Here is a 26,645-nt window from a genome sequence, read left to right as displayed (position 1 = left end):
GCCCGATGGCCTGGTCGGCAGCGCAATATGTAAAGTTCGAGGATGAGCGAACCCGGCCGGCGCGCGATCTCCTGGCGCAGGTCCCCGATCTGCCGCCCGGCCCCGCCTTCGACCTCGGCTGCGGACCGGGCAATTCGACGCAACTTATCCTCGAACGCTTCCCCAACAATCCGCTCGTCGGCATCGACAGCGACGAGGACATGCTGGAGGCCGCTCGCAAACGGCTGCTCGGCCTGCGCTTCGAGAGGGTCGATCTTGCCGGCTGGACGCCGCCGCCAGGGGCCGCGCTTTTCTTCGCCAACGCCGTCTTCCAATGGCTGCCGAAGCACATCGATATCCTCGAGCGTCTCGTCGAGGCGCTGCTGCCGGGCGGAACGCTTGCGGTGCAGATGCCCGACAACCTCGACGAGCCTTCGCATCTCCTGATGCAGGAGACGGCCGAGGAACGGACTTTCGCAGCGGCTTTTGCCGGCCGGACGATCCGGCGAATGCCGCTTCCCTCCCCGAGGACCTATGTCGAAAGGCTGGCCCCGAAGGCGGCGCGGGTCGAGGTCTGGCACACGGTCTATTATCACCCGCTGGCCAACGCGAATGCCATCGTCGAGTGGGTGAAGGGCACGGGCTTGCGCCCCTATCTCGATGCACTGCCTGCCAACCGGCGTAAGGACTACCTCGCCGCCTATGCTGAGAAGATCCGCAGGGAATATCCGGCCATGGCCGACGGGCGGGTGCTCCTGCGCTTTCCCCGCCTGTTCCTCGTCGCCGTAAAGGCGCCCTGAATCGACGGCGAAGGACGTGCTGGCCGGCTTGAAGCCGCGACCGGCAGCGACAAGTATAGGGGCATGTCCGTTATTTCTCCGCCGCGACCAAGGAGCCACCAATGCATGCAGTCATTTCGAACGGCGCCAACATCCCCGCCCTCGGCTTCGGCACTTTCCGCATGTCCGGCGCCGAGGTGTTTCGGATCTTGCCGAAAGCCCTGAAGATCGGCTTCCGCCACGTGGACACCGCGCAGGCCTATGGCAACGAGGCGGAGGTGGGGGAAGCGATCCACCGTTCAGGCATTCCGCGCGCCGACATCTTCCTGACGACCAAGGTCTGGGTCGATCGGTACCGCCATGACGACTTCCTCGCCTCAGTCGACGAGAGCCTCAGAAAGCTGAAGACGGACCACGTCGATCTGCTGCTCCTGCACTGGCCGGGCGGCAGCGAGGTGCCGATGGCCGAGCGCATCGGGGCGTTGAACGAGGTCCGGAAGGCGGGCAAGGTCCGCCATATCGGCGTCAGCAATTTCAACACGGCGCAGATGGAGGAGGCGGTCCGCCTCAGCGACGCGCCGATTGCGACCAACCAGGTCGAGTACCACCCCTATCTCGACCAGACGAAGGTGCTGCAGGCGGCGCGGCAACACGGCATGTCGCTCACCGCCTATTATGCCATGGCGAATGGCAAGGTGCCTTCCGACCAACTGCTGAACGACATCGGCGATCGCCACGGCAAGACAGCCGCGCAAGTGGTGCTCAGATGGCTGGTGCAGCAGCAGGATGTGATCGCACTGTCGAAAACCGCCACGGAGGCGCGGCTTGAAGAAAATTTCGCGATCTTCGATTTTGCGCTGACACGAGAAGAAATGGCGGCGATCCGCGGCCTCGCCCGCCCGGACGGGCGAATCGTCAACCCGGCGGACCTTGCGCCCGAGTGGGACGGATGAGAGGGATTGCTGCCCCTCTGGCCTGCCGGTCAGAGGGGATTGATCGCAGAATCAGACGAACTGGCTGAGACCCGGAACGGAGGCGACGACCTCGTCCACGACCTCGTCGCCGGCCTTTTCCTTGGCATAGGCAATGGTTTCCCTGGCGAGCGCGGTGATTTCGCCCATGCCCAATCCCTGGCTCATCAGCTGCTGGCCGAGCGCCATGACGCCGCCGCCGCCGATGGCCGACAGGAGGCCGCCGAGCAGGCCGCCGCCATTGCCGCCCTCGCCATTGTACTGAGCGACCAATTCCGGCGCACCGGGGATAGCCTCGATCATCCGGGCGACCGGGCCTTCGGCCGCTTCGCGCTGGAGAAAGCCGAGGATCATGCCCACTGCCTTCTCGGCCGTCGCGGGCTCGAGACCGACATTTTCCGCCACCCGCGTAACCAGTTCACTCATGGAAATCTCCTCGTGCAATTTTGACGTTGACGTCAAGGTAAAATATCGCTTCCGAAATGACAATAGCACCGGAACACATATCCGTCCTGCGTCAACATATGCGGCGTTGCAGCCCGGCGAGGCCTTGCCTCGCCTACAACCCGTGTTGCCGGGCCGCAGTGCACAGCCTATAACAGAACCGAGCAATATTTCGATGACGGACTTCGTACGACATCCGGCAAATGCCCGGTTCCATTGACAAAATCGATTCGGAGAAGAATGCCATGCAACAGGAAGGCAAGCTCTATATCGGGACCAGCCGCAAGCCGGACGATGCGATCAACAAGCCCGAGTATCTCGAACTGAAGTTCGGCAACCGCCATGGCCTGATCACCGGCGCCACCGGTACCGGCAAGACCGTAACGCTGCAAATCCTGGCGGAGGGTTTCTCGAACGCCGGCGTTCCGGTCTTCTGCGCCGACGTCAAGGGCGATCTTTCCGGCATCGGCGCCATCGGTGAGGCCAAGGACTTCCTCCTCAAGCGCGCCGAGCAGATCGGCCTCTCGCCCTATGACTTCCAGGAATTTCCGGTGATCTTCTGGGATCTGTACGGAGAGAAGGGCCACCGCGTCCGCACGACGCTGTCGGAAATGGGGCCGCTTCTCCTGTCGCGGCTGATGAACGCCAGCGATGCCCAGGAAGGAGTCTTGAACATCGCCTTCAAGATCGCCGACGAGGGCGGCCTGCCGCTCCTCGACCTCAAGGACCTGCAGTCGCTGCTGAATTACATGGGCGAGAATGCGAGCGAACTCTCCAATCAGTTCGGCTTCATCTCGAAATCCTCCGTCGGCTCCATCCAGCGCGAACTCCTGATCCTCGAACAACAGGGTGCCGAGCACTTCTTCGGCGAGCCGGCGCTGAAGATCACCGACATCATGCGCACGACGAATGACGGGCGCGGCGCAATCTCGGTGCTTGCCGCCGACAAGCTGATGATGAACCCGCGGCTCTATGCCACCTTCCTGCTCTGGCTTCTGTCGGAGCTTTTCGAGGAGCTGCCTGAGGTCGGCGATCCGGACAAGCCGAAACTGGTGTTCTTTTTCGACGAGGCGCACCTGCTCTTCAACGACGCGCCGAAGGTCCTCGTCGAGCGCGTCGAACAGGTGGTCCGGCTGATCCGTTCGAAGGGCGTCGGCGTCTATTTCGTCACCCAGAACCCGCTCGACGTGCCCGAAACCGTGCTCGCTCAGCTCGGCAATCGCGTCCAGCATGCGCTGCGCGCCTATTCGCCGCGCGAGCAGAAGGCGGTGAAGACCGCGGCCGACACGTTCCGCCCCAATCCGAATTTCGACTGCGCCGAGGTGATCACCAATCTCGGCACCGGCGAGGCGCTGGTCTCGACGCTCGAGGGCAAGGGGTCGCCGTCCATGGTCGAGCGGACCTTGATCCGGCCGCCGGCCTCGCGGCTCGGTCCGCTGACGGAGGCCGAGCGCCAGAATGTCATGAATGTCAGCCCGGTGCGTGGGCTCTATGACGAGGACTTCGATCGGGAATCCGCCTATGAGCTCCTCGCCAAACGGGCTGAAAAGGCCGCTGAGGCCGCCGAACGGGCCGAAGCGCAGGCCGCCGAAGACGAGGCCGGCCGCAGCCGCTGGACCCTCCCCGGCTTCGGGGACGACGACAAGGAGGCAGCGTCCGGCCGCCAGGCCCGGCCGCGCTCCACAGGCTATCAGCGCGAAACGATCATGGAGGCGGCGATGAAGTCTGTCGCCCGTACGGTCGCAACCCAGGTGGGACGGGCACTGGTCCGCGGCATTCTCGGCAGCCTGAAGCGATAGGTGAGCGGCAAAAGGCCGTAGCCTGAACTGAAGCCCGCAGCCGCGGACTTCAGTTCACAATGACGTTTCCTATCAGGCCACCGACAGTTTCACGTCGACATTGCCCCGCGTCGCATGGCTGTAGGGGCAAACGATATGCGCCTTCTGGACCAGGTCCTCGAGCACGGCCTTGTCGACGCCGGGTGAAGAGATCTCAAGCGCCGCATCGATGTAGAAGCCGGTGCCGTCGTCGCGCGGACCGATGCCGACCGTTCCTGTCACTTTCGTGTCTTCGGCAAGCTTTACCTTCTCCTTGCCGGCCACGAACTTGAGCGCGCCGAGGAAGCAGGCGGAATAACCGGCGGCAAAAAGCTGCTCCGGATTCGTGCCGCGTGCCCCATCGCCGCCCAGTTCCTTCGGCACGGTGAGGGTGACGTCGAGAACGCCGTCGGCGCTCTTGGCCTCGCCGGCGCGGCCCCCGGAGGCAGATGCGGTGGTGCGATAAAGAATGGGCATGGCAGTTCTCCTTGCTGGCTTCGTTGTGGATCGCATTTCAATAGCGCAATATTAAATTGGACGCAAATTAATTTTGCAAATTGCATTTGGGGCGTGAATTTGCGACAATCCGGGAATGACGACCAAAGCGGTGAAGACTGGAAACCCATTCCCCGACGAGGCGCTGGCGCTCGGCCAGCAACTTTGCTTTGCCGTCTATTCCGCGACGCACGCCTTCAACCGGGCCTACAAGCCGCTCCTCGACCGCTTCGGGCTCACCTATCCGCAGTATCTCGTGCTGCTGGCGTTGTGGCAACGGGACGGCATGACGGTGAAACGGATCGGCGAGGAACTGGGTCTCGATTCCGGCACTCTCTCGCCCCTGCTCAAGCGGCTGGAGGCAGCCGGCTATGTCGGGCGAATGCGCGACCCGGCCGACGAAAGGCAGGTCATCGTCAGCCTCACGGAAAGCGGCCGGCGCCTGAAGACCGAGGCCTTCAAGATTCTTGCGGAGATCGGCAATGCGACGGGTTGCAGCCTTGAGGAGGTCGGCGAACTGCGCGAGGCGCTGCATCGGCTGACGCAACGCCTGGCCGACAGTCAGGACGAGGGAACGCAGACCGCTTGATCCGTGCAGACGCGCGGCTCGCCGTCGTCAGACGACGAGAATCGGCGCCTTTCCGCGCACGCGATCATAGAGGTCGATCACGTCCTGGTTGATCATGCGGACGCAACCAGAAGAAACGGCCTTGCCGATCGACTGCCATTCCGGCGTTCCGTGGACGCGATAGAGCGTGTCCTGGCCGTTCTGGAAAATATAGAGGGCGCGCGAGCCGAGCGGATTGTCGAGGCCCGGCGGCATGCCGCCATTGTCCGCCGAATATTTGGCGAGCACCGGCTGGCGGACGATCATCGAATCCGGCGGCGTCCATTTCGGCCATTTCTGCTTCCACTGAATGACGCCGCGGCCCGACCAGGCGAAGCCTTCGCGGCCGAGGCCAACGCCATAGCGCGTGGCGCTGCCGCCGGATCCGATCAGGTAGAGATAGCGGTCCGCCGTATCGACAACGATCGTCCCCGGCGCCTCGCCGAACGGGTCACTGACCTCCTGACGATAGAAGCGCGGGTCGATCTGGTGGTAGGGCACCGCCGGAATGAGAAAGCCGCCATCCTCCCGCTGCGCGTAAATATCGGCGTAGTAGGCGTCCTGCGGCGGCAGGCCGGTCAGCGGCTCTTCGAGCATAGCCGGATCGACCCAACGGTTTTCGAGCGCCGGATTGCGATAGACCGGCATCGTTTCCTGGCGAAAGCGGTCGGTGTTCATCGACGATGTACAGCCCGCAAGACCGGCAGAGGCGATCGCAACCGCGGACGTGCGAAGAAACTGGCGGCGGGAAAAGACAGGCAGTGATGACATCGAACTCTGACGGGTTTGAGTGCGGCGAGAAAGGAGAGCGGCGCGACGCGCAACGTGCATCGTCCCGCTCCTGCAGCGAAATCGCGATGGCCTTGTCGACGAAAGCCATCCGGGTGATCGATATCGACAAGTCGGAGGAGGACGCAAGCCAAAAACATTCTTGCCCCCTCACTCCAAGCTTGCATTTACGGCTGAAGCCGAACTTGCGCCAGTAAATACCCGATCACGATTGTGGTACCGCACTTTGCAACCGTTAACAGGCGCTGCCTCGGTGCGACCGGGCCGCAGAGCGGTTCGCATCAAAAGATTTCATGCGCACATCAACATGGACGGCTTCGCCAGGCATCGGCAATTGCGTATGCAATCGCGGCATTGCCAACCAAGGAGGCCGAGATGCTGACGATTTATGGTGTTTACCGCTCGCGCGCATCGCGCAACTACTGGATGGCCCGCGAACTCGGCGTTCCGTTCCAATCGGTGCCGGTTATCCAGGCGCGTCGCCTTGCCGATCCGCTGGCAGCGGACGCGCCGATCAACACGCGCTCGCCGAGCTTTCTCGCCGTCAACCCGACGGGGCTTATTCCGGCGATCGACGACGACGGGCTGGTGCTGACGGAATCGCTTGCCAACAATCTCTATCTCGCCCGCAAGCATGGCGGGCCGCTGGCGCCGGCCGACCTTGCCGAGGAAGGACAGATCGGCAATTGGACCATGTGGGCGGCGACCGAAGTCGAGCCGCACGCGGTCAAGATCGTCCTCGCCTATGACGCAGGCATCGAGAACACACCGGACGGGCAGGCCGTGATCGCCGCCTGCGCGCGGTCGCTCGAGAAATCCTTCGCCAGGCTCGAGGCGCATCTCGACGGCGGCGATTACCTGGTCGGGGGCCGCTTTACGGTCGCCGATCTCAACCTCGCCGAGGTGTTCCGTTATACGATGAGCCAAGCGGCGCTTTTCGAGCAGCACCCGGGCGTCAAGGCATGGCTGGCGCGCTGCCAGTCGCGCCCGGCCTTCAAGGCGATGATGGAAGAACGGCTGAAGGAGAAGGAATAGCGGAGAGCTGCCGCATCCCCTCCTCCACTTCCTCGCGCACCCAGCGCTTGAATGCAGTGACGGCCTTGCTTTCACGCCTCGAGGCCGAGGTGACGAAATAGTGCCCGAAGCCGGTCTTGGCGCGGATGCCGAACGGCGCCACCAGACTGCCCTTCATCACCGCATAGCCGGCGAGCGTCTGCCAGGCAATCATCACGCCCTGGCCGGCAATGGCCGCGTCGAGCGCCAGCGACGCATCGTTGAAGGTGTGGCGCACGGTCATCTGGGCGCCGGAAAGACAGGCCGCCTTCAGCCACACCTCCCAGGAGAACATGGCGTGCTCATCGATGACGGCCGGCAGATTCAGGATATCCACGGGTTCGCCCAGTCCCGCGGCCAGGGCCGGCGAGCAGACGGGAAAGACCTCCTGCTCCAACAGCAGCTCGGCCCGCACACCCGGCCAGCCGCCCGCACCGACGCGGATGGCGAGATCGACGTCGGACGTTTCTAGATTGGCGAGTCTCGTGGTCGCGTCGATTCTCAGCCGGATCTCCGGATGGCGCTCGGCGAAGCGGTTCAGCCGATATACCAGCCAGCGGGCCGCAAAGACCGGCGCCACAGACACCGTCAATACCGACTCGTCGCGACGACGCACCTGCGCCACGGCTTCGGCGAGTTCCGCAAAAGCATTCGAGAGCCGCATCATGAGCGGGCGGGCGCTATCCGTTACCACAAGTCCGCGCGGCGAGCGCTCGAAGAGCGTACGCCCAAGCTGCGCCTCAATCTTGGCAATCTGCTGACTGACGGCGCCGGGGGTCACGCCGAGTTCGTTGGCCGCGGCGGCGAGCGAACCCAGGCGACCCACTGCCTCCGCCGCACGTAGCCCATTCAAATGGATCGTGTTCAGTTCCTTCATATAGTTTTTCTAAACATACGATCTGGCAATCTCAATTGTAAATTTCGCCGAACAAGCCGATTCTGCTGCAAGGCTCCCCGGAAGGAGAGCGAATGGCTGCAAAGGTTTTAACCGCATTCGACCGCAGATGCGGGACTACGGCGGCCTCGAAGAAGGATAGCGCCATGCTGAAGGTTTTCTCTATACTGAAACGTATCGGGATCGCCTCTGACGATCTTACCGAAGCGGCTCCCGCCTGGTCGCGAGATCCTCTCCAGCATCCCGATCTCGCCCGCATGGATGAACGCGCGCTGGCGGACCTGCCGTTTCCCGGATGGCCATGGCCGCGCGCTGCGGCGAGCGGGGCTTGCGACCACAGTGATCGGCGACGGCGGCTGAGCTATGATCCGCAACGTCCTTCCGTTTGCCGAGGAAATCCATGACGGACGAGATGAAGCGTTCCTTCGAGCGCGTGTGGCGGCTGGCAGAAGCCGCGGCGTTGCCGGAAATGACCGTCGGCACGTCCTATGGGACGCCGGCGCTACTCGTCAAAGGCAAGAGCTTCCTACGGATGAAGGACGCCGAAACGCTGGTGGTGATGTGTGCGCTCGAAGAAAAGGAGATGCTGATGGAACTCGATCCGTCGCTTTTTTTCGAGACCGACCATTACAAGGGATGGCCGGCGATGTTGGTAAGGCTCTCGGTCATCGACGACGATGTGCTGACGCAACGGCTGATCGCCGCCTGGCGCGAAAAAGCGCCGAAACGGCTGGCAGATCGCTTCGCCACCTGCAACCCGACGTGACCCGCGGTATCATGACTGCACGACTGCCTGCACCTTGGCGACGGCGGGCCGTGCGGCCATTCGGTTGCGATGATCGAGAACCTTCGGGAAGCGCGCCGGATCGACGCCGTCCGCTTCAAGCCAACTGGCAATTGTGAAGAGATAGGGATCGGCGATCGTGTAGTTCCGGCCCATCACGAAGGGGCCGGCGAACATGGAGCTTTCTATCAAGGCGAAGCAATTGGCCATATTCTGCGGCACCTTCGCCATCATCGCCTCGTGCGCAGCCGGGTCGTCGGCCCAGCGTGCCGCTCGCCGCGCATGAGCGTGAGCGACATGCACCGTCGAGCAGAGATAGCTCAGGAACGACTGCAGCCGCGCAAACTCGAATGCGTCCTCGATCGGTGCAAGCCGCGCCGCAGGAAAGCTCTGGGCTATATAGGCGAGGATGGCTGGCGTCTCGGTCAAGATGCCACGATCGGTCACGAGCGCAGGTACCCTTCCCTTCGGATTGATGACGAGATATTCGGGCTTCGTCTGCTCGGCCTTGGAAAAATTGATACGATGCGCTTCATAGGCAGCTCCGGTCTCCTCGAGCGCGATATGCGAGGCAAGCGAACAGGTCCCGGGCGTATAAAACAGTTTCAGCATCTTTCTGCCTCTCAAGGTGGCGGCGCGGAAGCGCGAATTGCCTTTGCAGAAGAGATGAAAACGCGGCGATTGACAAGGGCGGAAGGTCCGGCGGCGATCCGCCGGACCCGGTGCTCAGGCGACCAGCGTACCGGCGCAGCCCGGCACGTCTTCAAGACGATAGTAGACCGGAATGCCGCGCTCGCGCGCTATGCGCACGTCATTGTCCGCTCCCTTCGAGTCGCCGGGCAACCGCAGTACGGCGTCGCAAAGGGCTAGCAAGCGGCCGGCCACCGGGTGAAAGATCTCCTCATAGAGATCATCGCCCACGTAGCGACCGTCCGCTGCATGCCATACCGGCAAGGCCACCCATTCGCCGATCATCGGTACGTGCCCAGCCTTGAAGAGCGCGTAGGACGGCTCCTCCAGACGCTTCAAGTTGGCCGCCATTTTGGCCGCATCGTCGCCCGTACCCGAGCGATAGGGTCCAGCAATCAGAATAAGCATCAACTTTCTCCACGGTTTTTGCACGAAAATTCCAGATATTTCTGGAAATTTCAGGAGATTTCATGCAATTTCGTGGATAGTCAAGGAGGAATCGATGCTGACGACACAGAGACGAGCGATGATCTCGGCAAGACTTGCGCGCGACGGGCAGATTGTTGCAAAGGCGATTGCCGACGAGCTCGGGCTTTCGGAAGACACGATCCGCCGCGACCTCAGGGAAATGGCGGCCGAGGGCCTGTTGAAGCGGGTTCATGGAGGAGCCCTGCCGCTGACGCCGCCGCTTCCGGATTTTGCCGCCCGCGGGGCTATCGCCAGCAACGTCAAGCGCCGACTCGGCCGCCGCGCGACAGGCCTCGTTAAGGCCGGCCAGGTCGTCTTTCTCGACGGCGGCACAACCAATGCAGAGATCGCCCGAGCTCTGCCGTACGACCTCCGCGTGACCATCGTCACGCATAGCCCGACGATCGCCGCAGAGCTCGAGCGTCACGACGCGGAAGTGGTCCTGGTCGGCGGCAGGCTCTACAAGCACTCGATGGTGACAACCGGCTCCGCCACGCTCGCGGCGATCGAGCAAATCCGGGCCGACATTTTCTTTCTCGGGGTCACCGCCATTCATCCGGCCCATGGGCTCTCGACCGGAGACTACGAGGAGGCGGCGATAAAGCGGGCGATCGCCCGGCGCGCGGCTGAAACCTACGTGCTCGCCACGCCGGAGAAATTCGGCTCCGCCTCTCCGCACAGCATCATGAGCGTCAGCGACCTTGCCGGCCTCGTCGTGCCCGCGGACATGGAAGCCGACCTTCTATCGCCCTATCAGCACGGCACCACCGCGCTGATCACGGCATAGAGAGACTTCCGAACGCTGCCGCAGGCTTCCTTAAGACGCGCGGCGTAGTAGGTCACGCGATAAAGGCCTCGGTCACGCGCACGTTGCCGACATGGATACGATTCCAATTGTGCATCGAGTGGTTGGCCTGAGCCATCAGCGCTGCGTGAACCTGCGGCTCGTCCGCGAAGAAGCGTGCGAGCGTCGCCGCGACCATAGACTCGGCGGCGCGCGTCGTGCCGTCCTCGCACTTGACTGCGATGCCGATGCCTTTTTCCGGGATCGCGGCGCAGAACACCCCTTCGGCACCGGTCTTGGCGAAGATGCGCCCGGGTGCCGCCTTCATCAGCCGCGTGCAGGTGCGATCGGTGCCGGCAACATAGAAGGGCTCGGCCATGCAGGCCTCGATCAGGCGCTTGGAGGCGCGTGCCCGCACCGCGTCCAAGCCCGCGCCCGTCGCCATGCGGGCGAAGCCCTGGGCGAGGCCCTTCATCGGCACCGCATAGGTCGGAATCGAGCAGCCATCGACGCCGCAGTTATCCTGGGTGAGAAGCGCGCCTGTCAGGCTTTCCATGGTCCCGCGGATTTCCTGCTGGATCGGATGGCCGTAGCCGGCATAGCCCTCGACCTCGGTGCCGGAATGGCAGCAGGCGCAGATAAAACCGGCGTGCTTGCCGGAGCAATTGTTGTGCAGCGCGCTCGGCCTTTCGAGGGTGCGCGCCTGCGCAATCAGGTTCTTCTGGTAGAAGGACCAATGGGCGCCGCATTCAAGCGCGCCGACATCGCGGCCGGCGGCGGAAAGCATCCTGGCGGCCAACGCCACATGTTCCGGCTCGCCGGAATGCGATGAGCAGGCAAGCGCCAGTGCCTTGTCGTCGAAGCCATAGGCATCCGCGGCGCCGCTTTCTATAAGCGGCAGGGCCTGCATCGCCTTGCAGGCCGAACGGGGGAACACGGCCGCTTCCGTGTCGCCGAGCGCGAACAGCGTCTTGCCGTCGCCGTCGACGGCGATGACCGCCCCGCGGTGGCGGCTTTCGACTAGATTTCCGCGCGTCACTTCGACCAGGACCGGATTCGACATGTCTTGCCCTCAATTTTCCAAGTTTGGGCTATGCATCTATCAGGAATCCATCCGCAGAAAAGACATCGTCGATGAAAATCCTCCGCCGGCTGCTGATCGTCTTCGCCATCATCTACCTGCTGCCGGCGCTGGCGTCGGCAGGGCTGTGGTACTTCAAGGAAAGGCCGCAGAGCTGGCGTGACGCGGACTGGTCATCGGCAGGCATCCTCCCCGAGGCATCCATCAGTCCGCAGGCAGCGATCTATGTCTTCTCGGCAACGACCGGAGGCATGAAGGGCGCCGTGGCCAGCCACGCCTGGATCGTCACGAAGGACGAAGGCGCTTCCACATACAACCGCTATGAAAAGGTCGGCTGGGGGCGGCCGATCCGCAAGAACGCCTATCGGGCCGACGGCCGCTGGTATTCGAACGAGCCGCGCATCGTTGCCGCCGTGACCGGCGAGGAAGCGAAGCGGCTGATCCCGAAGGTCGAACAGGCGATTGCCGCCTATCCCTACTCCTCGCCCGGCACCTACCGCCTCTGGCCGGGGCCGAACTCCAACACCTTCGTCGCCCATGTGCTGCGCTCGGTGCCCGAACTCGACACCGTGCTGCCGCCCGATGCGGTCGGCCGCGACTATCTGCCGGAAGGCAAACTGTTCCACATCGACGCGGACGGCCGCGACCTGCATGCGACGCTCTATGGCATCGCCGGGATTTCGGCCGGCTGGCGCAGCGGCCTGGAACTGCATTTCATGGGGCTGGTGGCCGGCATCGATCTTGCCCGGCCAGGCATCAAGATACCGGCGATCGGCCGGGTCGGGATTTGACCTGAAAATGGAAAAGGGCCGCGCTAGCGACCCTTCCATGAGTTTTGGCCTTGTGAATGGCTGGGCCTGGCGGGCCCGAGGAAGGCGGGGATCAAGTCGAGGGCTGCCTCGACTCCTTCACCTCTCCGATGCCTGTCACGAGGTCCGAAATCTCATTAGACATTGGATCACCTTCCTTTCTGTTGTTGCCGATATAGCCAAGGTAGTTCATGTCCGCGGCAATACAAGGGCAACCATCGTCTAATCCCTGGTAATCGTCATCATGATCTTGCCGATATGGTCGCCCTCTTCCATCAGGCGGTGGGCGTCCGCAATCTCTTCAAAGGGCAAGACCGCGTGTATGACCGGCGCGACGTCGCCTGCTTCCAAGAGCGGCCAGACCCGGCCCGCAAGTCCGTCGCGGATCGCTCGTTTCTCCTCCGCCGTACGCGGTCTCAATGCGGACCCCATCACATGCAGCCGTTTGGTCAGGATCGCGGCGATATTGGCGTCCTCGACGCGCGCCCCGCCGAGAAAGCCGATGATCGACAGGCGTCCGTCCTTGGCCAGCGAGGCGAGGTTGCGGCCGAAATAGCGGCCGCCGACCATATCGAGGATGACATCGACGCCGCGGCCGCCCGTCGCCTCGAGCACGGCGGCCTTGAAATCCTCCTCGCGGTAGTTGATCGCCCGCTTCGCGCCGAGCGTCTCGCAGGCGGTACACTTCGCCGCACTGCCGGCCGTCGCGAAGACCTGGGCGCCCAAGGCGTTGGCAAGCTGGATCGCCGTCGTGCCGATGCCGCTCGAACCGCCGTGCACGAGGATGGTCTCGCCAGGCTTCAGGCCCGCCATGTCGAAGACATTGGCCCAGACCGTGAAGAAGGTCTCCGGCAGGGCCGCGGCCTTGACCGCATCAAAGTCCTTCGGCCAGGCAAGCGCCTGCGTCGCCGGCACCGCGCAAAATTCGGCATAGCCGCCGCCATTGGCGAGCGCGCAGACCTTGTCGCCGACCGAAAAACCCGCCGCCCCCTCGCCAAGCTCGACGACCTCGCCGGCGATCTCGAGGCCGAGAACGGGGCTCGCGCCGGGCGGCGGCGGATAGTCGCCCTTGCGCTGCAGCACGTCCGGCCGGTTGACGCCGAAGGCCTCGACGCGGATCAAAATCTCGCCGGACCTAAGCTCCGGCAGCGGTCCGCGCGTAAGAACCATGTTTTCCGCGCCACCCGGGCTCGGCAAATCGACATAGGTCATTTCGGTCGGGATAGTCATGGCAGTATCCTCGCGAAGCGCTCGAAGCGCCTATACCTATAGCCGGCCCGCGGCTCAGGAAAGGCCATGCCTCGCCAAGGTTCATTCGCGGGTGATCAGTTCCAGCACCAGGCCTGTCTCACTTGCCTTGGCCCGCGCCTTGATCTCGGCGATCCTCGTGCTCACCGTCTGGCTGTCGGAGAGTATGAAACCGGCCGGCAGGACGAGCACCGCGATCGAACAGCGCATCAGCGGGAAGTCCTTCGCTCCGCCGTCACGGCCATATCCACTGATGCAACCCGCCGCCTGATGCTCCGGCGAATAGAGCTGGCGGACATCCGAACGAAAATCGTCGATGAGGCGCATCAGCTGGGCGCGAAGCTCCGCTTCGGCGAGCCCGCTCACACCGACGAAGAAGTCGTCGCCGCCGACATGGCCGAGGAACTTTTCCTCGCCGATGAAATGGCGCCGCAAAAGCGCGGCAAACAGGGTAATCGCCAGGTCACCCTTCTGGAAGCCGTAGCTGTCGTTGAAGGGCTTGAAGTCGTCGAAATCGCAATAGCAGAAATAGCGCGTCTCATCGCCGTCGAGAATGGCCTGCTGGACGTGGTCGCGGATTGCACGGTTGCCGGGCAGGCCGGTCAGCGGGTTCTGCTCCTGCGCCAGTTTCAACTGTTTCTCGTTGATGATCTTCAGGAGTGACGAGGCTGAGAGAATGCCGGCATACCGCATGTTCTCCGTCAGGATGACGCAGTCGCTGCCGTCCATGCCGGCAAAGATCTTCAGCATCTCGTCGGCCGGCGTATCGAGATCGGCGATTGGCGCCGGCGTGACGAAGTGCGAAATGCGCCGCTGGTAGATGCGGTTTTTCAGAAGATCGCGGCCGAAGGGATGATAAATCATCTCCTTCACGTGGTACTCGTGCAGGATGCCGCGCGGCTCGCCGTTGGCGTTCAGCACCGGGAAGAACGCCTGGCGCGGGTTGCGCCGGAAAAGATCGAAGACGGAATCGAGGTCATCGCTTTCCCTGACGGTCGGCAGTTGCTCGATCTCCTTGCGGATCAGGATGCTGTCCAGCGTCGACGAAAGCCGGCGGACGCCCGGCTCGAGATGCGGATAGACCGGCTGAAGCTCATTCAAGTGTGTCGTCGGGCGCGCGACGAAATAGCCCTGTATCAGGTCGCAGCCGAGATCGCGGCAGACCAAAAACTCGTCTTCCGTCTCGACCCCTTCGGCAATCACCCGGGTACCGAGCACATGCGCCATGTTGACGGTGTGGCGCAGGAGGTGCCGCTTGCGCGGGTCCCTCTCTATGCCGGAGACGAAGTGCCGGTCGATCTTCACATAGTCGACGGGCTGGTCGCAGAGCAGTTTCAGCCCGTTGAAGCCGGCACCGAAATCGTCGATCGCCAGCTTGAAGCCGCCAAGCCGCAATTGCCGGACGAGGGCCGAGAAGTCCGGGATCTTGCCGCTGTCGAAGCGCTCCGAGATCTCGAAGCAGAGCGACGACGGGGCGATATTGGCGCGCTTCAGGTGATTAACGAGGCGCTCGACGATGTCGCCCTCGCCGCCGACCAGCCGCGAGTCGAAATTCAGGAAGAGCGTACGCGACGCAAAATCCGGCAGCGTCGCGAAGGCGGCGACGGCGCGGCTGTTGATCAGATGTTCGAGGGCCAGCAATTGCCCGGCGCCCTCCGCCCTGTCGAGCAGTTCGAGCGGCGAGGCGAAGCCCAGCCGATCGAAACCGCGTAGGAGCGACTCATAGCCGAATACGGCGCCGGTGGTCGCTTCGACGATCGGCTGGAAGGCGTTTTCAATGACGAGCTTGGCAAGCGTTACGATCTGATCGTCGCCGAAGCGGCGAAACGACAGAAGTTCTGCGGCGGCGGGCATGCCGGACTCCAGGATATGACGGACGGACCGGCCGCCAGCATCGGCGGCAAGCGTCAATGAAAGCTTTCGCCAATGTGAAAGTTTTGTGAAGGCCGCTTGCGGACGGGTCTTCCTTCACGCGCGCAGCCGACTAACTCTTCACGAGAACACCGAAGGCGATCAGCGCCAAACCCTGCATGACGAGGTCTACCGCCAGAAACAGGCCGAGGATCCAGAGGCTGTCGACCGGCCAGCCGGCAGCGATGACGAGACCGGCAATCAGCGTCACAAGGCCGCCAATGACGATCCAGCCCCAGCCGCTTAGCGGACTGAGCCTGAAGCCGACCCAGATCCGGAAGGCGCCGGCGACGATCAGGGCCATCGCCATGAGGATGGTCAGGATCGACGAAGCGAGCAGCGGATTGACGAAAGCGAAAAGGCCCGCTGCCGCATAGAGACCACCGCTCAGCACCCAGAAGAGAAAGCCTCCCCAATCCTTGACCTGATAGGCCTGAGCGAGGTTGAGCAGACCGCCGATCAGCATGATGAGACCGACGTAATAGACGGAGGCGACGGTCGCCATCAGCAGATTGCCGAAGGCAATGCCGCCGGCCATGATCAGCAGCACGCCGAGCGCGACGAACCATCCCCACTTTCCCGCCACGGTCTGTCTTCCGCTGGGATCGAACGTGTTGGTCATATTCAACCTCAGTCCAGGCGACGAGCACGAGCGCTACCTCGTGATTGAGCCGGATTTCCAAGCAAAAAGAAAGGGAAAAAGCATGTGGATTTTTATTGATTGATGCATCAATCAAAAATAGACTGCCTCACGAAGGAGCTCGGGAGATGCCGAAAATCGGAATGGAGCCGGTGCGCCGCAAGGCGCTGGTGGACGCGGCGCTGCGCGTGATCGGCGATCAGGGAACGCTTGCCGTCACCATGTCCGACATCGCCCGCACGGCCGGCGTCTCGCCGGCGCTGGCGCATCACTATTTCGGCAGCAAGGATCAGTTGCTGATCGCCACCATTCGCAGCCTGCTCGGGCAGTTGCGCCGCGACGCCGTAGCCGCGATCCGGGCAGCACGGACACCGCGGGAAAAGCTGAGCGCGCTGATCCGTGTCAGCTTCCGGGCCGACCAGTTCGCCCCCGAGACGGTCGCCGCCTGGCTCGCCTTCTATTCCGAGGCGCAGCGCTCCGAGGACGTGCGGCGCCTTCTCGTCATCTATGCGCGGCGGCTGCGCTCCAATCTGCTCGCCAGCCTCAAGGCGCTCTGCCCGGCTGATGACGCGGAGCGTATTGCCGAGGGCGCGGCTGCGATGATCGACGGACTTTACATTCGGCAAAGTCTGAAATCGGCGCCGATCAGCATCGAGGCTTCGATCGCGCTGACGGAAGATTATGTGAATGCGCATTTGCGGGCGCGTGGTGGGTGAGCTTGTGGCCCCTCAACTCCGTTCTCGCGAATTGGTCGCCCCTCATCCGGCTGCCGCCACCTTCTCCCCGCTCGCAGGGAGAAGGGATATGCCGCACCGCCCTGTCCCCTCTCCCCGCCTGCGGGGAGAGGGCTAGTCCTCGGGTTTAACCCGAGCAGAGGGGCAAAACTCAGAGCAAGATGTGGAACTGAACCATCAAGGAACCGACAACGTGACCGCCAGGAAGCCGAATATCCTGATCATCATGGTGGACCAGCTGAATGGGACGTTCTTCCCGGACGGTCCCGCCGACTTCCTGCATGCGCCCAATCTGAAGGCGCTCGCCGACCGCTCGGCGCGCTTCCGCAACAACTACACGTCCTCGCCGCTCTGTGCCCCGGCGCGTGCGTCTTTCATGGCCGGGCAGTTGCCGAGCCGCACGCGCGTCTACGATAATGCCGCGGAGTACCAGTCGTCGATCCCGACCTATGCGCACCATCTGCGGCGGGCGGGATACTACACCGCGCTTTCCGGCAAAATGCACTTCGTCGGTCCGGACCAGCTGCACGGCTTCGAGGAACGGCTGACGACCGATATCTATCCGGCCGATTTCGGCTGGACGCCGGACTATCGCAAGCCCGGCGAGCGCATCGACTGGTGGTATCACAATCTCGGCTCGGTCACCGGCGCCGGCGTCGCCGAGATCACCAACCAGATGGAGTACGACGACGAGGTGGCGTTTCTGGCGAACCAGAAGCTCTACCAGCTTTCGCGGGAGAACGACGACAAGGACCGCCGACCCTGGTGCCTCACCGTCTCCTTCACCCACCCGCACGACCCCTATGTCGCGCGCCGAAAATTCTGGGACCTCTACGAAGATTGCGAGCACCTTCGGCCGAAAGTGGACGCCATCCCCTTCGAGGAGCAGGATCCTCATTCGCAGCGCATCATGCTGTCCTGCGACTACGAGAACTTTGAGCTGACCGAGGAAAACATCCGCCAGTCGCGCCGCGCCTATTTCGCCAATATCTCCTATCTCGACGAGAAAGTCAGGGAGCTCGTCGATACGCTGGCGCGGACGAGGATGCTCGACAACACGCTGATCCTCTTCTGCTCCGATCACGGCGACATGCTCGGCGAGCGCGGCCTGTGGTTCAAGATGAACTTCTTCGAAGGCTCGGCGCGCGTGCCGCTGATGGTGACCGGACCGGGCGTCACGCCGGGTCTGCATCTGACGCCGACATCGAATCTCGACGTGACGCCGACGCTGGCCGATCTGGCCGGTATTTCGATGGATGAAATACAGCCCTGGACCGATGGGGTCAGCCTCGTGCCGATGATCAACGGCGCGGAGCGCACCGAGCCGGTGCTTATGGAATATGCGGCAGAGGCTTCCTACGCGCCGCTCGTCGCGATTCGCGAGGGCAAGTGGAAATACGTCCACTGCACGCTCGATCCGGACCAGCTCTACGACGTCGATGCCGACCCGCTGGAACTCACCAATCTTGCGGAAAAGCCGCGCGGCCCCGTCGATCAGGCGACGCTCGCCGCATTTCGCGACATGCGCGCCGCCCATTGGGACATGGAGGCTTTCGACGCCGCCGTGCGCGAAAGCCAGGCGCGTCGCTGGGTGGTCTACGAGGCGCTCCGCAACGGCGCCTATTACCCCTGGGATCACCAGCCGCTGCAGAAGGCATCCGAGCGCTACATGCGCAACCACATGAACCTCGACAATCTCGAGGAATCCAAACGCTATCCGCGGGGAGAATGAGATGAAAGCCCAACCGAAAGCCTCGCACTTCATCGATGGCGAATATGTCGAGGATGCGGCCGGCACGACGATCGAGAGCATCTATCCGGCGACCGGCGAGGTGATCGCCCGGCTGCATGCGGCAACGCCGGCAATCGTCGAGAAGGCAATAGCGGCGGCGAAGCGGGCACAGCCGGAATGGGCGGCGATGAGCCCGACGGCGCGCGGCCGCATCCTCAAGCGCGCCGCCGAGATCATGCGCGAGCGCAATCGCGAGCTCTCCGAGCTTGAGACGCTCGACACCGGCAAGCCGATCCAGGAGACGATTGTCGCCGACCCGACCTCGGGCGCCGACAGCTTCGAGTTCTTCGGCGGCGTCGCGGCCGCCGCGCTCAACGGCGACTATATCCCGCTTGGGCAGGACTTCGCCTATACCAAGCGGGTGCCGCTCGGCGTCTGCGTCGGCATCGGCGCCTGGAATTACCCACAGCAGATCGCCTGCTGGAAGGGTGCGCCGGCGCTCGCTGCCGGCAATGCGATGGTGTTCAAGCCGTCGGAGAACACGCCGCTCGGAGCGCTGAAGATCGCCGAGATCCTCACAGAGGCGGGGCTGCCGAAAGGGCTCTACAATGTCATCCAGGGCGACCGCTCGACCGGCCCGCTGCTCGTCAACCATCCCGACGTCGCCAAGGTGTCGCTGACCGGCTCGGTGCCGACCGGAAAGAAGGTGGCAGCGGCCGCAGCGGCCGAACTGAAGCACGTCACCATGGAGCTCGGCGGCAAGTCGCCGCTGATCGTCTTCGACGACGCCGACCTCGAAAGCGCCATCGGCGGCGCCATGCTCGGCAATTTCTATTCGACCGGCCAGGTCTGCTCCAACGGCACCCGCGTCTTCGTGCAGCGGAAGATCAAGGAAGCGTTCCTGACGCGACTCAAGGAGCGCACCGAGGCGATCGTCATCGGCGACCCCATGGACGAGGGGACGCAACTCGGGCCGATGGTGTCGAGGGCGCAGCGCGACAAGGTGCTCTCCTATATCGACAAAGGCAAGGAGGAAGGTGCGCGGCTCCTCACCGGCGGCGGCATCCCGAACGATGTGAACAGCGAAGGCACCTATATCCAGCCGACCGTCTTTGCCGACGTCACCGATGAGATGACGATCGCCCGCGAAGAAATCTTCGGGCCGGTGATGTGCGTGCTCGACTTCGACGACGAGGCCGAGGTCGTCGCCCGGGCGAACGCGACCGAGTTTGGTCTCTCCGCCGGCATCTTCACCGCCGACCTCACCCGCGCCCACCGGGTGATCGACCAGCTCGAAGCCGGCACGCTGTGGATCAACGCCTACAACCTCGCACCGGTGGAAATACCCTTCGGCGGCTCGAAGCAGTCCGGCTTTGGGCGGGAGAACTCGATCGCGGCGCTCGATCACTATACCGAGCTCAAGACCGTCTATGTCGGCATGGGGAAGGTAGAGGCGCCGTACTGAGAGTTTGCAATAGCCCCTCACCCTAGCCCTCTCCCCGCTCGCGGGGAGAGGGAATACCGCGCCGCATACGCTCGCCTCGTGGAGGAGACAGGGTTTTGGGCGGGGTCAGAGGGGAGCGAAGTCGGCAACCGCAAGTCCCTTCTCCCCGCAAGCGGGGAGAAGGTGGCGGCAGCCGGATGAGGGGCGTCCTCGACACACAAGAAAGACACTAGAATGCAGGCAGATTTCGTCATCATCGGTTCCGGTTCGGCAGGCTCGGCGCTCGCCTATCGCCTGTCGGAGGACGGCAAGAATTCGGTCATCGTGCTGGAATTCGGCGGATCGGACTTCGGTCCGTTCATCCAGATGCCGGCCGCGCTCGCCTGGCCGATGAGCATGAACCGCTACAATTGGGGCTATCTCTCCGAACCGGAGCCGCACCTCAACAACCGGCGCATCACCGCGCCGCGAGGCAAGGTGATCGGCGGCTCCTCCTCGATCAACGGCATGGTCTATGTGCGCGGCCACGCGGAGGACTTCAACCGCTGGGAAGAACTCGGCGCGCAGGGCTGGGCCTATGCCGACGTGCTTCCCTATTTCAAGCGGATGGAGCATTCGCACGGCGGCGAGGACGGCTGGCGCGGCACCGATGGACCCCTGCACGTACAGCGCGGCCCGGTCAGGAACCCGCTGTTCCACGCTTTCGTCGAAGCCGGGAAACAGGCCGGTTTCGAGATGACCGACGACTACAACGGCTCCAAGCAGGAAGGCTTCGGGCTGATGGAGCAGACGACCTGGCGCGGCCGGCGCTGGTCGGCCGCGTCCGCCTATCTGAAGCCGGCGCTGAAGCGCCCAAATGTCGAGCTGATCCGCTGCTTCGCCCGCAAGGTCGTCATCGAGAACGGCCGTGCCACCGGCGTCGAGATCGAACGCGGCGGCCGCATCGAGATGGTCAAGGCCAACCGCGAAGTGATCGTCTCGGCCTCCTCGTTCAACTCGCCGAAACTCCTGATGCTCTCCGGCATCGGACCGGCCGCGCATCTGAAGGACATGGGCGTCGAGGTCAAGGTCGACCGCCCCGGCGTCGGCCAGAACCTGCAGGACCACATGGAGTTCTATTTCCAGCAGGTCAGCACCAAGCCCGTCTCGCTCTATTCCTGGCTGCCCTGGTTCTGGCAGGGCGTCGCCGGGGCCCAATGGCTGTTCTTCAAGTCCGGCCTCGGCATTTCCAACCAGTTCGAGGCCTGCGCCTTCCTGCGTTCGGCGGCCGGCGTCAAGCAGCCCGACATCCAGTACCACTTCCTGCCGGTCGCGATCCGCTATGACGGCAAGGCGGCGGCGAACACGCACGGCTTCCAGGTGCATGTCGGCTACAACCTGTCGAAGTCGCGCGGCAGCGTCACGCTGCGCGCCTCCGACCCAAAAGCCGATCCGGTGATCCGCTTCAACTATATGAGCCATCCCGAGGATTGGGAGAAGTTCCGCCACTGCGTGCGCCTGACGCGCGAGATCTTCGGCCAGAAGGCCTTCGACCAATATCGCGGGCCGGAAATACAACCCGGCGAAAAGGTCCAGACGGACGAGGAGATCGACGCCTTCCTGCGCGAGCACCTGGAAAGCGCCTACCACCCCTGCGGCACCTGCAAAATGGGTTCGAAGGACGATCCGATGGCGGTGGTCGATCCGGAAACACGGGTGATCGGCGTCGACGGCCTGCGGGTCGCCGACTCCTCGATCTTCCCGCATGTCACCTATGGCAATCTCAACGGCCCGTCGATCATGACCGGCGAGAAGGCCGCCGACCATATCCTCGGCAAACAGCCGCTCGCCCGCTCGAACCAGGAGCCCTGGATCAACCCGCGCTGGGCGATCAGCGATCGCTAGAGCAGTTGCCGGAAAAGTGCATAGCGGTTTTCCGCCCGAAATTGCGGAATTTCAAAGCACTACTCCAGCAGGAAGCCGATCCAGCGGCCGGCGATGACGGCGCCCGTCCAGACGCTGATGGACAGCAGCGCCGAGAGGCAGATCCTGAGCGAAATCGGTCCCCCCTTGACCGCAGCGCGCCACTGCGGCGCCAAGTGCAACAAGGCCGCATTGGCGACGCCTAGGGCGAGCAGCGTCATCTTGATTAGAAAGGCGGCATTGCCGGCATATTCGAGCGGATTGACACTGAAGAGGCAGAAGCCGGTGACAATCGCCAGCGTCACGCCAACGGCCGCGGCGTGCGAGAGGAAGGGTCCGACCACCTCGATCGGCACCTTCCTGAAGAGGCCGAGAAGCCTGAGGTCCAGCGGCAGAATTGCGCCGACAATGATCCCGATCGACAGGATATGGGCGGCATTGACGAAGATGTAGATGATCGCAGAGCGCCGTATCGCCAAGGCGAAGGGCAGCGCCCCGATCCCCTCAAGCAATTCGACGCCGGTCATCAATTCGTCTGAATTCGGTCCGGATAGATGTCATAGACCTTTCCGGCCACCGTGATCCGAACCGCCTTCATTCTCTTCTCGTTGCGGTCAAGCGAGCGGTTGCCAAGCGCGACGATCTGATCGCCGACCTTCGCAACGCCCTCGACGAAGCCGGAGCGCTCGGTCAGCCGGGGATTGCCGAGTTCGACCAGCCAGATGCCGTCATTCTTCGTCTCGACCCGAAGCGTCGGATGCGGCGGCGCCATCGATATCTCGCGGATCGTTCCGGAGAGCTCGACCTGGTCGGCCTCCGCCCAGGACCAGCCGTGGTGAGCATAGGCGCCGGTCACCAGAAGCAATCCTAGGACGCTTCCCAAGGCGGCTCCAAGGGCGGCGCGCCTGGACAAGGACTGGACCATCTCCGTCTCCTTCATTCTCCCGATCGCTCAAGCACAAAGCTGGAGCAGCCGGTGCGAAAGGACAGAGCCTTCAACAATTCTTGAACGGTCCGCCCTGTCGGCTCCGGCAGAGGAAGGTATCCTCGCCTCCTCTCGCCGCATGAAGATAATCTATTAAATTACTAGGTTTTCTTAGAACTTTCTGGATCAGAGAGATATTTGCTCTGATCCTTGAGCAATAGAAATCCGTTTTTCTGTCCTTTGTCACAAACGGCTGCGATATTCCGTTCAAATTGCAACAGGATGCAGCCATGACGACGCAACCTCTCGAAACCGAAGCCAAGGCCCTGAACGACAAGCTCGAAAGCCTCGATCTTGCCGGGCGCCTGGCGCTCGTCGCCGGTCTTGAAGGCCGGGCGGTCTTCACGACGTCGCTCGGCATCGAGGATCAGGTCATCACCGCTGCGATCGGCACCAACCGGCTCGACATCGAGGTCACCACGCTGAAGACCGGCAGGCTCTTCAACGAAACGGTCGCCCTGATCGAGGAGACCGAGGAAACCTACGACATTCTGATCAAACGCTACCATCCCGAAAAGGCCGATATCGACGCCTATGTGGCGCAATACGGCATGAATGGCTTCTACGAGAGCGTCGAAGCCAGGCATGCCTGTTGTGGCGTTCGCAAGCTGAAGCCGCTTGCGCGTGCGCTCGAAGGGGCAAGCTACTGGATCACCGGGCTGCGCCGCGGCCAGTCCGGCAACCGTGCCACCACGCCCTTTGCCGAGGCCGACCTCGAGCGCGGCCTCATCAAGATCAATCCGCTGGCGGATTGGGATATCGAGACGATCCGCGCACATGTCGCCGCAGAGGCCATTCCCGTCAACCCGCTGCACGGCCGCGGCTATCCGTCGATCGGCTGCGAGCCCTGCACGCGCGCCATCAAGCCGGGCGAGCCCGAGCGGGCCGGCCGCTGGTGGTGGGAGAACGACGAGAAGCGCGAATGCGGCCTGCACGTAGCGGAAGCGGCTTCCTCCATCATCCCCAATGCCAGCAGCGCCGCCTGAGACAGCGCCGCCGCCAAGAGACAAGTATCCTCCCCGGAGTTCGAAATGCCCCACACCCATCCGGAAACGGAATTGCATAACCCGCAGAGCACGAAACCGCCGCTTGATCCGCATCTGAAGGCCCTCGAAAACGAAGCGATCCACATCTTCCGTGAGGTCGCTGCCGAATTCGAGCGCCCGGTGATGCTCTATTCGATCGGCAAGGATTCGTCTGTCCTGCTGCACCTGGCGCGCAAGGCCTTTTATCCCGGCCGCGTCCCCTTCCCGCTCCTGCATGTCGATACCGGCTGGAAGTTCCGCGAGATGATCGCCTTCCGCGACGAGATGGTCGAAAAATACGACCTCGATCTCGTCGCCCACACCAATCCGCGCGGTGCGGCCGAGAACGTCACGCCCTTCACGCACGGCTCGGCGCTCTATACCGACATCATGAAGACGGAAGCGCTGCGTCAGGCGCTCGACGCCGGCCAATACGATGCCGCCTTCGGCGGCGCGCGTCGCGACGAGGAAGCGAGCCGCGCCAAGGAGCGCATCTATTCCTTCCGCACGCCGGACCATCGCTGGGACCCGCGCAACCAGCGCCCCGAGCTCTGGAACGTCTATAACGGCATGATCCGCAAGGGCGAGAGCGTGCGCGCCTTCCCGCTCTCCAACTGGACCGAGGTCGACATCTGGCGCTACATCCAGGCGGAAGAGATCCCGATCGTGCCGCTTTACTTTGCCAAGAAGCGCCCGATCGTCGAGCGCGACGGCATGATGATCCTCGCCGAGGACCCGCGCCTCGAGCTGCTTCCGGGCGAGACGAAGCGCGAGGAGGTCATCCGCTTCCGCACGCTCGGCTGCTTCCCGCTGACGGGCGCGATCCGCTCCAACGCGACGACGCTCGACGACATCATTTCCGAACTTGAAACCGCGACCGTCTCCGAACGCCAGGGCCGCGCCATCGACCGCGACCAGGCGGGCTCGATGGAAAAGAAAAAACGCGAAGGATATTTTTGATGACCGCACCGGCACTAGCGAATGCAGCCCTGGACGAAACGGCCGTTGCCCTCCCGTCGCAGGAACCGGCTCGGGTCGCGCGCGATTCCCGCCCGCTTCGCCTCATCACCTGCGGCAGCGTCGATGACGGCAAGTCGACGCTGATCGGCCGGCTGCTCTGGGACACCAAGGCGGTCAAGGAAGACCAGGCCGCGAGCCTTCAGCGCGATTCCAAGGGCAAACAGAACGATCTCGGCCTGCCCGATTTCGCGCTGCTGCTCGACGGCCTGCAGGCCGAGCGCGAACAGGGCATCACCATCGATGTCGCCTATCGCTATTTCTCGACCGACAAGCGCTCCTTCATCGTCGCCGACACGCCCGGCCACGAGCAATATACCCGCAACATGGCGACCGGCGCCTCGACCGCCGATCTCGCCGTGCTGCTCGTCGATGCACGCGTCGGCCTTCTGGAGCAGACCCGCCGCCACGCGACGATCGCGACGCTGATGGGCATCAAGCAGTTCGTGCTGGCCGTCAACAAGATCGACCTGACCAACTACGACCGCAGCCGCTTCGAGCAGATCTCGCACGAGTTCAAGGAACTCGCCCTGTCGCTCGGCGTCCGTCAGGTCACCGCGATCCCGGTCTCGGCGCTGAAGGGCGAAAACGTCGTCTATGACGGCCGCGCGTCGATGCCGTGGTACGAGGGGCCGACGCTGATCGAGGTACTGGAACTCGCCACCACCCGCTCGGCGCAGACCGTCGGCTTCCGCCTACCGGTGCAGCGCGTCTCGCGCCCGGGCGAAAGCTTCCGCGGCTATCAGGGCACCGTTGCCGGCGGTTCGGTGAAGCCCGGCGATTCCGTCGTGATCCTGCCGTCCGGCATGGTCGCCAACGTCACCAAGATCGTTACCTTCGACCTGGTGCGCAATGCGGCCGTCGCCGGCGACGCGATCACACTGGTGCTCGACCGCCAGGTGGACGTGTCGCGCGGCGACATGATCGCGGCGATCGACAGCCAGCCGATGACCGGGCTCGCCTTCGACGCCCAGCTCGTGGCACTTCAGGCCGAAGGCATCCAGCCGGGCAAGCGCTATTGGCTGAAGTCCGGCAGCCGCCGCCAGCGCGTGCAGGTGCAGCCGATCAGTCAGCTCGACCTGAAATCCGGCAAGTGGAACCATGCGGACGAGCTGCCGATGAACGCCATCGGCAAGGTGCACCTCGCCTTCGACGAGCAGGCGATCTTCGACGCCTATGAGCAGAACCGCACCACCGGCGCCTTCATCCTGATCGACCCGGACACCAACAACACGGTGGCCGGCGGCATGATCACTGCTAAGCGAGCGGCCATCGGCGGCATCCATACCGAGGACAGCCGCGTGATCCTGTCGCTGCCGGCCGACCTTGCCGACCAGCTGATGGCCACGGAAATCTTCGCCGGCCGCCGCGAGGATGCGGAAGTCCGCCGCCTCACCGCCGCCAGGGCGATCGAGATCATCGACACGATCGACGAGTGAGCGGGAATATCCAAGACGTGAAAAGGGGCCTTCGTGGCCCCTTTTTCATGCGTCGTTCGTGCCGGCAGAATTTTGATTGCGGTCCTTTCAGACTGTCTGTCCCGATAGAGGCATTGGCCAGAA

28 protein-coding genes are annotated in these 26,645 nt (G+C 63.4%); 16 read left to right on the top strand and 12 right to left on the bottom strand.

What is annotated here, in order from left to right:
* Positions 1-5 precede the first annotated feature (5 nt).
* Together tam and NXT3_RS05025 are read left to right on the top strand one after the other, a co-directional pair.
* On the top strand, positions 6-779 hold the full coding sequence (gene tam / locus NXT3_RS05030) for a trans-aconitate 2-methyltransferase (protein WP_097526261.1): 774 nt from the start codon (positions 6-8) through the stop codon (positions 777-779).
* 101 nt (positions 780-880) lie between these two features.
* Entirely contained in the window at positions 881-1,711 is an 831-nt protein-coding gene (locus NXT3_RS05025; RefSeq protein ID WP_037413501.1) for an aldo/keto reductase, read from the top strand.
* 51 nt (positions 1,712-1,762) lie between these two features.
* On the opposite strand, the gene NXT3_RS05020 is transcribed toward NXT3_RS05025, so the two are convergent.
* The gene (locus tag NXT3_RS05020; RefSeq protein ID WP_037379449.1) at positions 1,763-2,155 is read right to left on the bottom strand and encodes a hypothetical protein; all 393 of its coding nucleotides are present in this window, start codon (positions 2,153-2,155) and stop codon (positions 1,763-1,765) included.
* Between the two features lie 263 nt (positions 2,156-2,418).
* Here NXT3_RS05020 and NXT3_RS05015 point away from each other — a divergent pair, with 263 nt between their 5' ends.
* Positions 2,419-3,972: a helicase HerA-like C-terminal domain-containing protein gene (locus tag NXT3_RS05015; RefSeq protein ID WP_037413760.1), complete on the top strand. Its 1,554-nt coding sequence runs from the start codon at positions 2,419-2,421 to the stop codon at positions 3,970-3,972.
* 72 nt (positions 3,973-4,044) lie between these two features.
* On the opposite strand, the gene NXT3_RS05010 is transcribed toward NXT3_RS05015, so the two are convergent.
* Positions 4,045-4,467, bottom strand: coding sequence for an organic hydroperoxide resistance protein (locus NXT3_RS05010; protein ID WP_037413500.1), 423 nt, complete (start codon positions 4,465-4,467; stop codon positions 4,045-4,047).
* Between the two features lie 115 nt (positions 4,468-4,582).
* On the opposite strand from NXT3_RS05010, the gene NXT3_RS05005 reads away from it, so the two are divergent.
* Positions 4,583-5,074, top strand: coding sequence for a MarR family winged helix-turn-helix transcriptional regulator (locus NXT3_RS05005; protein WP_104838883.1), 492 nt, complete (start codon positions 4,583-4,585; stop codon positions 5,072-5,074).
* A 27-nt stretch (positions 5,075-5,101) separates the two neighbouring features.
* Here NXT3_RS05005 and NXT3_RS05000 read toward each other — a convergent pair whose 3' ends face one another.
* Entirely contained in the window at positions 5,102-5,863 is a 762-nt protein-coding gene (locus tag NXT3_RS05000) for a L,D-transpeptidase family protein (RefSeq protein ID WP_037413496.1), read from the bottom strand.
* A 393-nt stretch (positions 5,864-6,256) separates the two neighbouring features.
* On the opposite strand from NXT3_RS05000, the gene NXT3_RS04995 reads away from it, so the two are divergent.
* Positions 6,257-6,916, top strand: a complete 660-nt coding sequence (locus NXT3_RS04995) for a glutathione S-transferase family protein (protein ID WP_104838882.1) — start codon at positions 6,257-6,259, stop codon at positions 6,914-6,916.
* Here the strand turns inward: NXT3_RS04995 and NXT3_RS04990 are convergent.
* The gene (locus NXT3_RS04990) at positions 6,876-7,811 is read right to left on the bottom strand and encodes a LysR substrate-binding domain-containing protein (protein WP_104838881.1); all 936 of its coding nucleotides are present in this window, start codon (positions 7,809-7,811) and stop codon (positions 6,876-6,878) included. The two genes, NXT3_RS04995 and NXT3_RS04990, sit on opposite strands and share 41 nt — an antisense overlap.
* A 164-nt stretch (positions 7,812-7,975) precedes the next feature.
* Here NXT3_RS04990 and NXT3_RS04985 point away from each other — a divergent pair, with 164 nt between their 5' ends.
* Positions 7,976-8,233 (top strand): hypothetical protein, encoded by a 258-nt coding sequence (locus tag NXT3_RS04985; protein WP_141471730.1) that lies wholly within the window; start codon positions 7,976-7,978, stop codon positions 8,231-8,233.
* Positions 8,230-8,595: an MmcQ/YjbR family DNA-binding protein gene (locus NXT3_RS04980; protein WP_104838880.1), complete on the top strand. Its 366-nt coding sequence runs from the start codon at positions 8,230-8,232 to the stop codon at positions 8,593-8,595. The genes NXT3_RS04985 and NXT3_RS04980 overlap by 4 nt, the downstream gene beginning before the upstream one ends.
* Before the next feature lie 9 nt (positions 8,596-8,604).
* Here NXT3_RS04980 and NXT3_RS04975 read toward each other — a convergent pair whose 3' ends face one another.
* Together NXT3_RS04975 and NXT3_RS04970 are read right to left on the bottom strand one after the other, a co-directional pair.
* Positions 8,605-9,225, bottom strand: a complete 621-nt coding sequence (locus NXT3_RS04975; protein WP_037413488.1) for a glutathione S-transferase family protein — start codon at positions 9,223-9,225, stop codon at positions 8,605-8,607.
* 114 nt (positions 9,226-9,339) lie between these two features.
* Entirely contained in the window at positions 9,340-9,711 is a 372-nt protein-coding gene (locus tag NXT3_RS04970) for a DUF4406 domain-containing protein (RefSeq protein ID WP_104838879.1), read from the bottom strand.
* A gap of 94 nt (positions 9,712-9,805) precedes the next feature.
* Between NXT3_RS04970 and NXT3_RS04965 the strand changes: the two genes are divergently transcribed.
* Positions 9,806-10,558: a DeoR/GlpR family DNA-binding transcription regulator gene (locus NXT3_RS04965; RefSeq protein WP_097539309.1), complete on the top strand. Its 753-nt coding sequence runs from the start codon at positions 9,806-9,808 to the stop codon at positions 10,556-10,558.
* 52 nt (positions 10,559-10,610) lie between these two features.
* Here NXT3_RS04965 and NXT3_RS04960 read toward each other — a convergent pair whose 3' ends face one another.
* Complete coding sequence (locus NXT3_RS04960; protein ID WP_104838878.1) at positions 10,611-11,618, bottom strand: asparaginase; 1,008 nt, start codon at positions 11,616-11,618, stop codon at positions 10,611-10,613.
* 71 nt (positions 11,619-11,689) lie between these two features.
* On the opposite strand from NXT3_RS04960, the gene NXT3_RS04955 reads away from it, so the two are divergent.
* Positions 11,690-12,427, top strand: coding sequence for a DUF3750 domain-containing protein (locus NXT3_RS04955; RefSeq protein ID WP_097539308.1), 738 nt, complete (start codon positions 11,690-11,692; stop codon positions 12,425-12,427).
* A 240-nt stretch (positions 12,428-12,667) separates the two neighbouring features.
* Here the strand turns inward: NXT3_RS04955 and NXT3_RS04950 are convergent, their stop codons facing one another.
* The 3 genes from NXT3_RS04950 to NXT3_RS04940 form a co-directional block, all read right to left on the bottom strand.
* Positions 12,668-13,675 (bottom strand): NAD(P)H-quinone oxidoreductase, encoded by a 1,008-nt coding sequence (locus NXT3_RS04950; protein ID WP_037413476.1) that lies wholly within the window; start codon positions 13,673-13,675, stop codon positions 12,668-12,670.
* 81 nt (positions 13,676-13,756) lie between these two features.
* A complete protein-coding gene (locus NXT3_RS04945) occupies positions 13,757-15,547 on the bottom strand; it encodes a GGDEF domain-containing protein (protein ID WP_097526381.1) in 1,791 nt (596 codons plus the stop codon).
* 130 nt (positions 15,548-15,677) lie between these two features.
* The gene (locus NXT3_RS04940; protein WP_104838877.1) at positions 15,678-16,226 is read right to left on the bottom strand and encodes an HdeD family acid-resistance protein; all 549 of its coding nucleotides are present in this window, start codon (positions 16,224-16,226) and stop codon (positions 15,678-15,680) included.
* A gap of 146 nt (positions 16,227-16,372) precedes the next feature.
* Here NXT3_RS04940 and betI point away from each other — a divergent pair, with 146 nt between their 5' ends.
* From betI to betA, 4 genes are all read left to right on the top strand, one after another.
* On the top strand, positions 16,373-16,960 hold the full coding sequence (gene betI / locus NXT3_RS04935; protein WP_037413471.1) for a transcriptional regulator BetI: 588 nt from the start codon (positions 16,373-16,375) through the stop codon (positions 16,958-16,960).
* A gap of 211 nt (positions 16,961-17,171) precedes the next feature.
* Entirely contained in the window at positions 17,172-18,710 is a 1,539-nt protein-coding gene (gene betC, locus NXT3_RS04930; RefSeq protein WP_104839936.1) for a choline-sulfatase, read from the top strand.
* 1 nt (position 18,711) lies between these two features.
* Complete coding sequence (gene betB / locus NXT3_RS04925; RefSeq protein WP_037413469.1) at positions 18,712-20,175, top strand: betaine-aldehyde dehydrogenase; 1,464 nt, start codon at positions 18,712-18,714, stop codon at positions 20,173-20,175.
* Positions 20,176-20,388: 213 nt separating this feature from the next.
* Positions 20,389-22,038: a choline dehydrogenase gene (gene betA / locus NXT3_RS04920; RefSeq protein WP_037413468.1), complete on the top strand. Its 1,650-nt coding sequence runs from the start codon at positions 20,389-20,391 to the stop codon at positions 22,036-22,038.
* A 59-nt stretch (positions 22,039-22,097) separates the two neighbouring features.
* Here betA and NXT3_RS04915 read toward each other — a convergent pair whose 3' ends face one another.
* Positions 22,098-22,583, bottom strand: coding sequence for a DUF6644 family protein (locus NXT3_RS04915; protein WP_104838876.1), 486 nt, complete (start codon positions 22,581-22,583; stop codon positions 22,098-22,100).
* Positions 22,583-22,981 carry a DUF6152 family protein gene (locus tag NXT3_RS04910; RefSeq protein ID WP_097526382.1) on the bottom strand — a complete coding sequence of 133 codons (399 nt, stop codon included), beginning with the start codon at positions 22,979-22,981 and terminating at the stop codon, positions 22,583-22,585. The genes NXT3_RS04915 and NXT3_RS04910 overlap by 1 nt, the downstream gene beginning before the upstream one ends.
* A gap of 290 nt (positions 22,982-23,271) precedes the next feature.
* Here NXT3_RS04910 and NXT3_RS04905 point away from each other — a divergent pair, with 290 nt between their 5' ends.
* Genes NXT3_RS04905 through cysN form a run of 3 tightly spaced genes read left to right on the top strand, consistent with a single transcriptional unit; the run spans position 23,272 to position 26,522 of the window.
* Positions 23,272-24,027: a phosphoadenylyl-sulfate reductase gene (locus NXT3_RS04905; protein WP_097526269.1), complete on the top strand. Its 756-nt coding sequence runs from the start codon at positions 23,272-23,274 to the stop codon at positions 24,025-24,027.
* Between the two features lie 45 nt (positions 24,028-24,072).
* A complete protein-coding gene (cysD, locus tag NXT3_RS04900; protein ID WP_037413458.1) occupies positions 24,073-25,026 on the top strand; it encodes a sulfate adenylyltransferase subunit CysD in 954 nt (317 codons plus the stop codon).
* The gene (gene cysN, locus NXT3_RS04895) at positions 25,026-26,522 is read left to right on the top strand and encodes a sulfate adenylyltransferase subunit CysN (protein WP_037413455.1); all 1,497 of its coding nucleotides are present in this window, start codon (positions 25,026-25,028) and stop codon (positions 26,520-26,522) included. Before cysD ends, cysN begins: the two co-directional genes overlap by 1 nt.
* Positions 26,523-26,645: the final 123 nt, after the last annotated feature.

It is taken from the genome of Sinorhizobium fredii (assembly GCF_002944405.1).
Classification (GTDB): domain Bacteria; phylum Pseudomonadota; class Alphaproteobacteria; order Rhizobiales; family Rhizobiaceae; genus Sinorhizobium; species Sinorhizobium fredii_C.
This window is presented reverse-complemented; position numbering and strand designations above follow the sequence as displayed.